The sequence below is a fragment of the Peribacillus aracenensis genome (assembly GCF_025175645.1).
Classification (GTDB): domain Bacteria; phylum Bacillota; class Bacilli; order Bacillales; family DSM-1321; genus Peribacillus; species Peribacillus aracenensis.
The window spans coordinates 51,042-57,317 of the sequence record NZ_JANZMJ010000037.1 but is presented as its reverse complement, the minus strand read 5'-3'; the positions used below and the strand labels follow the sequence as shown (position 1 = coordinate 57,317).

Annotated in this window: 7 protein-coding genes and 1 rRNA gene; all 8 read right to left on the bottom strand. The window is 41.4% G+C overall.

Annotated elements, in window-relative coordinates; all coding sequences use genetic code 11:
* Positions 1-99 (bottom strand): 16S ribosomal RNA (locus N0M92_RS25105); the annotation flags it as partial.
* A 424-nt stretch (positions 100-523) separates the two neighbouring features.
* On the bottom strand, positions 524-2,023 hold the full coding sequence (gene lysS, locus N0M92_RS25100) for a lysine--tRNA ligase (RefSeq protein WP_192208113.1): 1,500 nt from the start codon (positions 2,021-2,023) through the stop codon (positions 524-526).
* A gap of 189 nt (positions 2,024-2,212) precedes the next feature.
* Positions 2,213-3,211: a tRNA dihydrouridine synthase DusB gene (gene dusB, locus N0M92_RS25095; protein ID WP_260288354.1), complete on the bottom strand. Its 999-nt coding sequence runs from the start codon at positions 3,209-3,211 to the stop codon at positions 2,213-2,215.
* A gap of 23 nt (positions 3,212-3,234) precedes the next feature.
* Complete coding sequence (locus N0M92_RS25090) at positions 3,235-3,447, bottom strand: helix-turn-helix domain-containing protein (protein WP_063235935.1); 213 nt, start codon at positions 3,445-3,447, stop codon at positions 3,235-3,237.
* The gene (folK, locus tag N0M92_RS25085; RefSeq protein WP_192207423.1) at positions 3,399-3,926 is read right to left on the bottom strand and encodes a 2-amino-4-hydroxy-6-hydroxymethyldihydropteridine diphosphokinase; all 528 of its coding nucleotides are present in this window, start codon (positions 3,924-3,926) and stop codon (positions 3,399-3,401) included. The genes N0M92_RS25090 and folK overlap by 49 nt, the downstream gene beginning before the upstream one ends.
* 2 nt (positions 3,927-3,928) lie before the next feature.
* The gene (folB, locus tag N0M92_RS25080; RefSeq protein ID WP_260288353.1) at positions 3,929-4,288 is read right to left on the bottom strand and encodes a dihydroneopterin aldolase; all 360 of its coding nucleotides are present in this window, start codon (positions 4,286-4,288) and stop codon (positions 3,929-3,931) included.
* 5 nt (positions 4,289-4,293) lie between these two features.
* Positions 4,294-5,133 carry a dihydropteroate synthase gene (gene folP / locus N0M92_RS25075; RefSeq protein ID WP_260288352.1) on the bottom strand — a complete coding sequence of 280 codons (840 nt, stop codon included), beginning with the start codon at positions 5,131-5,133 and terminating at the stop codon, positions 4,294-4,296.
* Positions 5,134-5,300: 167 nt separating this feature from the next.
* Positions 5,301-6,227 (bottom strand): cysteine synthase A, encoded by a 927-nt coding sequence (gene cysK / locus N0M92_RS25070; RefSeq protein ID WP_260288351.1) that lies wholly within the window; start codon positions 6,225-6,227, stop codon positions 5,301-5,303.
* Positions 6,228-6,276: the final 49 nt, after the last annotated feature.

Sequence of the window (6,276 nt, the reverse complement as noted above, 5' to 3'; positions counted from 1 at the left end):
GCTAATCTCAGGGAGCAAGCTCCCGTCGATTCGCTCGACTTGCATGTATTAGGCACGCCGCCAGCGTTCGTCCTGAGCCAGGATCAAACTCTCCGAAGAAATGTTTGACTTGCTCATTTGCTTTTTTGATAGTGTGTGCTCACTTAAAATTTAACGTTGGCGCTTTGTTTTGTTCAGTTTTCAAAGAGCAATATCTTTCTAAACAGCTTATTTATAATAACATTTTCATTACCGTGAGTCAACAACTTTTTTTAAAACTTTTTAAAAGTTTGTAATCTGTTTGCAACTCGTTCGTAACGACAGATATAAATATAACACCATTACGTTAACTGTGCAATACTTTTTTAAAAGTTTTTTTGAGATAATCTTATTTTTCTTTCGAGCCCTCGAATCCATTCTATTGAAAGACATGAAATTATAATAAAAAAACAAAAACCGAATGGGACATACCAGGATCATGAGCTACGCCCAATGATCCCAGCCATCCGAATTCGGCCTGAAATCATTATTCATTTTGCTTATATTAGCGATGTCTCATCAACGGGAATAACAGGACGTCACGTATAGACGGAGAATTGGTCAATAGCATAACCAAACGGTCAACACCAATTCCAAGTCCGCCAGTTGGCGGCATTCCATATTCTAACGCCTCCAAGAAATCTTCATCCATTTCATGGGCTTCATCATTACCTTGCTCTCGCTCTTTTAATTGAGCTTCAAAGCGTTGACGTTGATCAATAGGATCATTTAGCTCCGTGAAGGCATTTGCATGCTCCCTACCTACTATGAATAACTCAAAACGATCTGTGAATCGGGAATCTTCCGGATTTTTCTTTGCCAAAGGTGAGATTTCCACTGGATGGCCATAGATGAATGTAGGTTGAATCAACTTATCTTCTACCTTCTGTTCAAAGAATTCATTTACGATATGGCCGAACTCCATGGATTCCTTAACTTCAATCCCATTTTCTTTAGCAAGCTGCTGGGCTTCTTCTTTACTCATTTGAGTCCAGAAGTCCACACCAGTATATTCTTTTACAGCATCAACCATGTGAAGTCGTTTCCATTCCGGCTTTAACTCTATCTCATACTCCCCATACTGGATGGTAGTTGTCCCCAGAACTTCTTGAGCGATATGGGCAATCAGGTTTTCCGTTAAACTCATGATATCTTGGTAATCTGCATATGCCTCATATAATTCAATCAATGTGAATTCAGGATTGTGTCTTGTAGATACGCCTTCATTTCTGAAAACCCGGCCAATTTCATAAACTTTCTCCAATCCGCCGACGATTAAGCGTTTTAGATGAAGTTCGATGGCAATCCTTAAATTCAAAGGCATATCCAAGGCATTATGGTGAGTAAGGAAAGGTCGTGCTGCAGCTCCACCAGCAACAGAGTGCAGTAGAGGCGTTTCCACTTCAAGGTATCCGTGATCATCCAAATACCGTCTCATGGCTTGTACAATACGACTGCGCATGATCAATGTGTTTTTACTTTCCTCATTTGTAATTAAATCGACATAACGCTTCCGGTAACGCTCTTCAACATCCTTTAGGCCATGAAATTTATCAGGCAACGGACGAAGCGCTTTAGCAAGGAACACATATTCTTTAGCTTTTATGGAAAGTTCCCCGACTTTCGTTTTGAAAATAACGCCAGTTACCCCTACGATATCGCCAAGATCCGTTTGGTTGAAAATTTGGTAAGAATCTTCTCCTATGTTATCTAAACGGACGTAGATTTGGATTTGGCCACTAATATCCTGGATATGGGCAAATCCCGCTTTCCCTTTTCCACGCTTCGTCATGACACGGCCAGCGATCGTAACTTCAATTTCTTTTTCTTCAAGATCTTCTTTTTCTAATTCACCATAAGCACTGACTATCTCCTCAGTGTTATGTGTGCGCTCGAATCTGCTCCCGAAAGGGTCTTGTCCATTATCCATCATGGCCTGCATTTTATCGCGCCTTACCTGCAGTTGGTCATTCAATTCTTCATGACTCACGAAAATCATCTCCATCTTTATTAATAAATGCAATTATATAATTAATCAGAAATTCTTTTGCATACATATTTATTCTTACATAAAGTAAAGGAATTCAACAGCTTTTTATCTTAAAACATCGTTTATGTACATATAAAAACTGCCAGGATTACTGGCAGTTTAAGATAAGCGTATTATAGGAAAATAGGAAGGTAATGTCAAACATCAGACCATTTGGATATTTTGTTGCTTAGCTTCAATTTCATCAACGAGTCCATATAGAAGGCTAACAACATCTTCCCTTGTTTCACAAACATTAATCCCTTTACGTGCCTTAGCATTCCCTTTAACACCTTTTAAATACCAAGAAGCATGCTTGCGCATTTCACGAACAGCGACATTTTCATTTTTCAACGCGATTAGACGATCCATATGAAGCACGCAAACTTCCATCTTTTCACGAACAGAAGGTTCATCCATCAGTTGACCAGTTTCCAGATATTTCACAGTCCTGTAAATCATCCACGGGTTACCTAGAGCTGCACGGCCGATCATGACTCCATCAACACCCGTTTCCTTCAGCATTCTTTCCGCATCCTGTGGAGTTTCCACATCGCCGTTACCGATAAGTGGAATATTAATTGATTTCTTTACCTCACGGATGATGTCCCAGTTAGCTTTTCCTTCATACATTTGAACTCGTGTTCTGCCATGCATGGAAACAGCTTTGCCACCTCCGCGTTCAACAGCCTGGGCATTTTGAATCGCAAAAACGTGCTCATCATCCCAGCCTATGCGCATTTTCACCGTTACCGGCTTTTCAACAGCATCAACCACCGCTGAAACCATCTCATAAATTTTGTTTGGATCGAGAAGCCACTTTGCACCCGCATCACATTTAGTGATTTTAGGGACAGGGCAGCCCATGTTGATATCAATGATGTCAGCATTTGTATTTTTATCTACAAATTGTGCTGCTTCGACCAAAGATTTCTTTTCACCGCCAAAGATTTGCAGACTTAACGGCTTTTCTCTTTCATCTATATAAAGCATATTCATCGTTCTAGCATTTTGTAAAACGATTCCCTTGTCACTGACCATCTCCGCACAAACAAGGCCAGCACCAAATTCCTTGACGGTCAAGCGGAATGCCGAATTACAGACTCCCGCCATCGGTGCTAGCACTACCGGATTCTTCATTTCTATATTGCCTATTTTTAACACGGTGTGCCTCCTATAACATTCTTTCATTTATCCTCTGGTGGCTGAAGCTCCTCAATGGAAACATGAAGAATTTCCGCCACTTCCAGTAAAAATGCTTCTGAAGGGTTGCGGTTCCCTCGTTCGACTTCTCCCAACAAGGAAACAGAAACGCCTATTTCTTTCGCAAATCCTTCCTGGGTATAACCCTTTAACTTTCGAAAAGCGCGAATACGCCTTCCCCATTTTTCACCTTCCATAATCGAACTCCTTCTTTATCCGAAATCTGTTCAAGCAGGTCGCTCAAAGGTGCATACATTTGCGGAAGTGATATATCAGGGTCCACTTCCATTAAAGGCACGATAACAAAAGCCCTCTCGTGCATACGAGGGTGCGGGACTGAAAGAATCTCTGTCTCAATATTTTCATGATTATATAACAAAATGTCAAGGTCTAAAGTACGGGGACCCCACCTGATTTCCCTTTTTCTCCCTAATTCTTGTTCAATTTTCATACATGCGTGAAGTAATTTTTCCGGTTCTAAATCGGTTTTCACTTTTAGGACAGCATTTAAAAAACAGTCCTGATCTTCATATCCTATCGGGTCTGTTTCATATAAAGAAGAGCAGGCCACCAACTTGATATGCGGATTTTCAGACAATAACTGGAAAGCCCTTTGGAATGTTTCAAGGCGATCCCCTAAGTTCGAACCTATTGAAAGGTAAGCAATATTTACCACAATCAGCGTCCCCTAACAATCTCTATAGCAACCGAGTCATAATGACCTGCTATTGGAGGATCTGGTTTATAAACCTTCACGGTGCATGTCTCGATGGAAGAATATTTAATAAGTAGTTCAGAGGCAATTTTTTCAGCAACAGCCTCCACTAACTTAAAAGGTTCTCCCTCGACAACACTTTTACACACTTCATATAACTCACCATAGTTGATTGAGTCTTCAAGGTTGTCACTCTTCCCAGCCTTGGTTAAATCAGTCTGGACAATTAAATCCACCTTAAACCGCTGACCAAGCTTCGTTTCTTCCGGAAAAACTCCATGATAACCGTAAAACTCCATTTTATTCACATATATCTTATCCATTTCATTCACCTTTCACCTTTTCCTAATAGAGCATCCATCATCTTTGCAGTCCGTGCCATTTCCTTCACATCATGTACACGAACCATTTGACAGCCTTGTTGAATGCCATGGCAGATCGTGGCGGCTGTTCCTTCCATCCGCTCATCAGGCGGCAGGTCCAGAACATGTCCAATCATGGACTTCCTTGATGTTGCTAGCAGTACAGGATAACCTAAAGATACCAGCTTATCAAGATTCCTCATCATTTCCAAATTTAAATTTAAATCTTTCGCAAAGCCGATTCCCGGATCGAGAATGATGTTTTCATCCTTGACTCCCGCATCCTTAACCAACATGATGCTTTCGAATAAATCCTGAAGTACATCTCGCACAAAATGTCCATAACTCATATTATCCCTGTTATGCATCAAGATAATAGGCACCTTATATTCCGCAGCAACCTTTGACATCAAGGAATCGGCCTTACCTCCCCAAATGTCATTTAATATATGGGCACCTGCTTTTACAGCCGCTTCGGCTACTCTTGATTTATACGTATCGACCGATATTGGTACCTCAATATTACGGGATATGGCTTCAATAATCGGGGCGACTCTCTCTATTTCCTCTTCATCCGATATCCTCTCATAGTTAGGACGGGTGGACTCCCCGCCTACATCCAATAAATCAGCTCCGTCGTTGACCATTCGTTCGGCATGCTTCAAAGCGGCATCTATCCGATTATATTTCCCGCCATCCGAAAAGGAGTCCGGCGTAACATTCAAAATACCCATAATTAAGGTTCTATTACTGTAATCCAAATCAAATGAACCGCATTTTATTTTTGACGCTCCAGCTAATGACATCCAACGTTCTCCTTCGCCTAAAGAAATCTATATATACGAGTTTACCCATTTACATAGGCATAGTGCAAGTTCCATGAAGATTTGGGAAGCTTCTGCAGACTTTACTACAAAAAGAAAAGCAAAGCCCCTAAGGAAGGAACTTCGCTTCTAATTTTTAGTGTCTTGTCTTACTCAAAGTTATATAATGGCGTACTTAAGTAGCGTTCACCATTACTTGGTATGATAGCTAGTACCTTTTTGCCTTTCCCCAGCTTGTCAGCCACTTTAATGGCAGCTGCAATTGCGCCACCAGAAGAAATTCCACCAAGGATTCCTTCCTCTTTAGCCGCACGGCGGGCATAATCAAACGATTCCTCTGTATTGACTTGAATGATTTCGTCATAGAGATCAGTATTCAAAATACTTGGGACGAAGCCTGCACCGATTCCTTGGATTTTATGAGGCCCTGGAGCCCCACCCGATAATACCGGAGAGTCCGCAGGCTCAACAGCGTAAATCTTAATGTCAGGGTATTTTTCACGCAGGACTTCACCAGCACCTGTTATCGTTCCGCCAGTACCGATTCCGGCAACGAATGCATCCAGACCTTCATCACCAAAGGCTTCAACGATTTCAGGTCCTGTAGTGTTCCGATGAACTTCAGGGTTGGCTACATTCTCGAATTGCTGTGGAATGAAGTAACCTTTTTCTTTAGACAGCTCAGTCGCCTTTGAAATTGCACCCTTCATTCCTTCAGGTCCAGGAGTAAGAACTAATTCTGCACCATAAGCACGAAGCAAGTTACGGCGTTCCAAACTCATCGTCTCCGGCATAACCAGAATTGATTTATAGCCCTTTGCCGCAGCTACCATCGCAAGTCCTATTCCAGTGTTTCCGCTTGTAGGTTCAATGATCGTATCACCTGGCTTAAGGGTACCATTTTTTTCTGCCGCTTCGATCATCGCAAGGGCGATACGGTCTTTTACACTACTGCCTGGGTTAAAATACTCAAGTTTCAGATAGATATCTGCACTGTTTTCATTTTGAAGCTTGTTTAACTTCACAATAGGTGTTTGTCCAATTAAATCGATTACAGAATTAGCTATACGTGCCATTTTCTCCACTCCTTATCATCTTAATACCGAGTATGTTTATTGGTTTTAT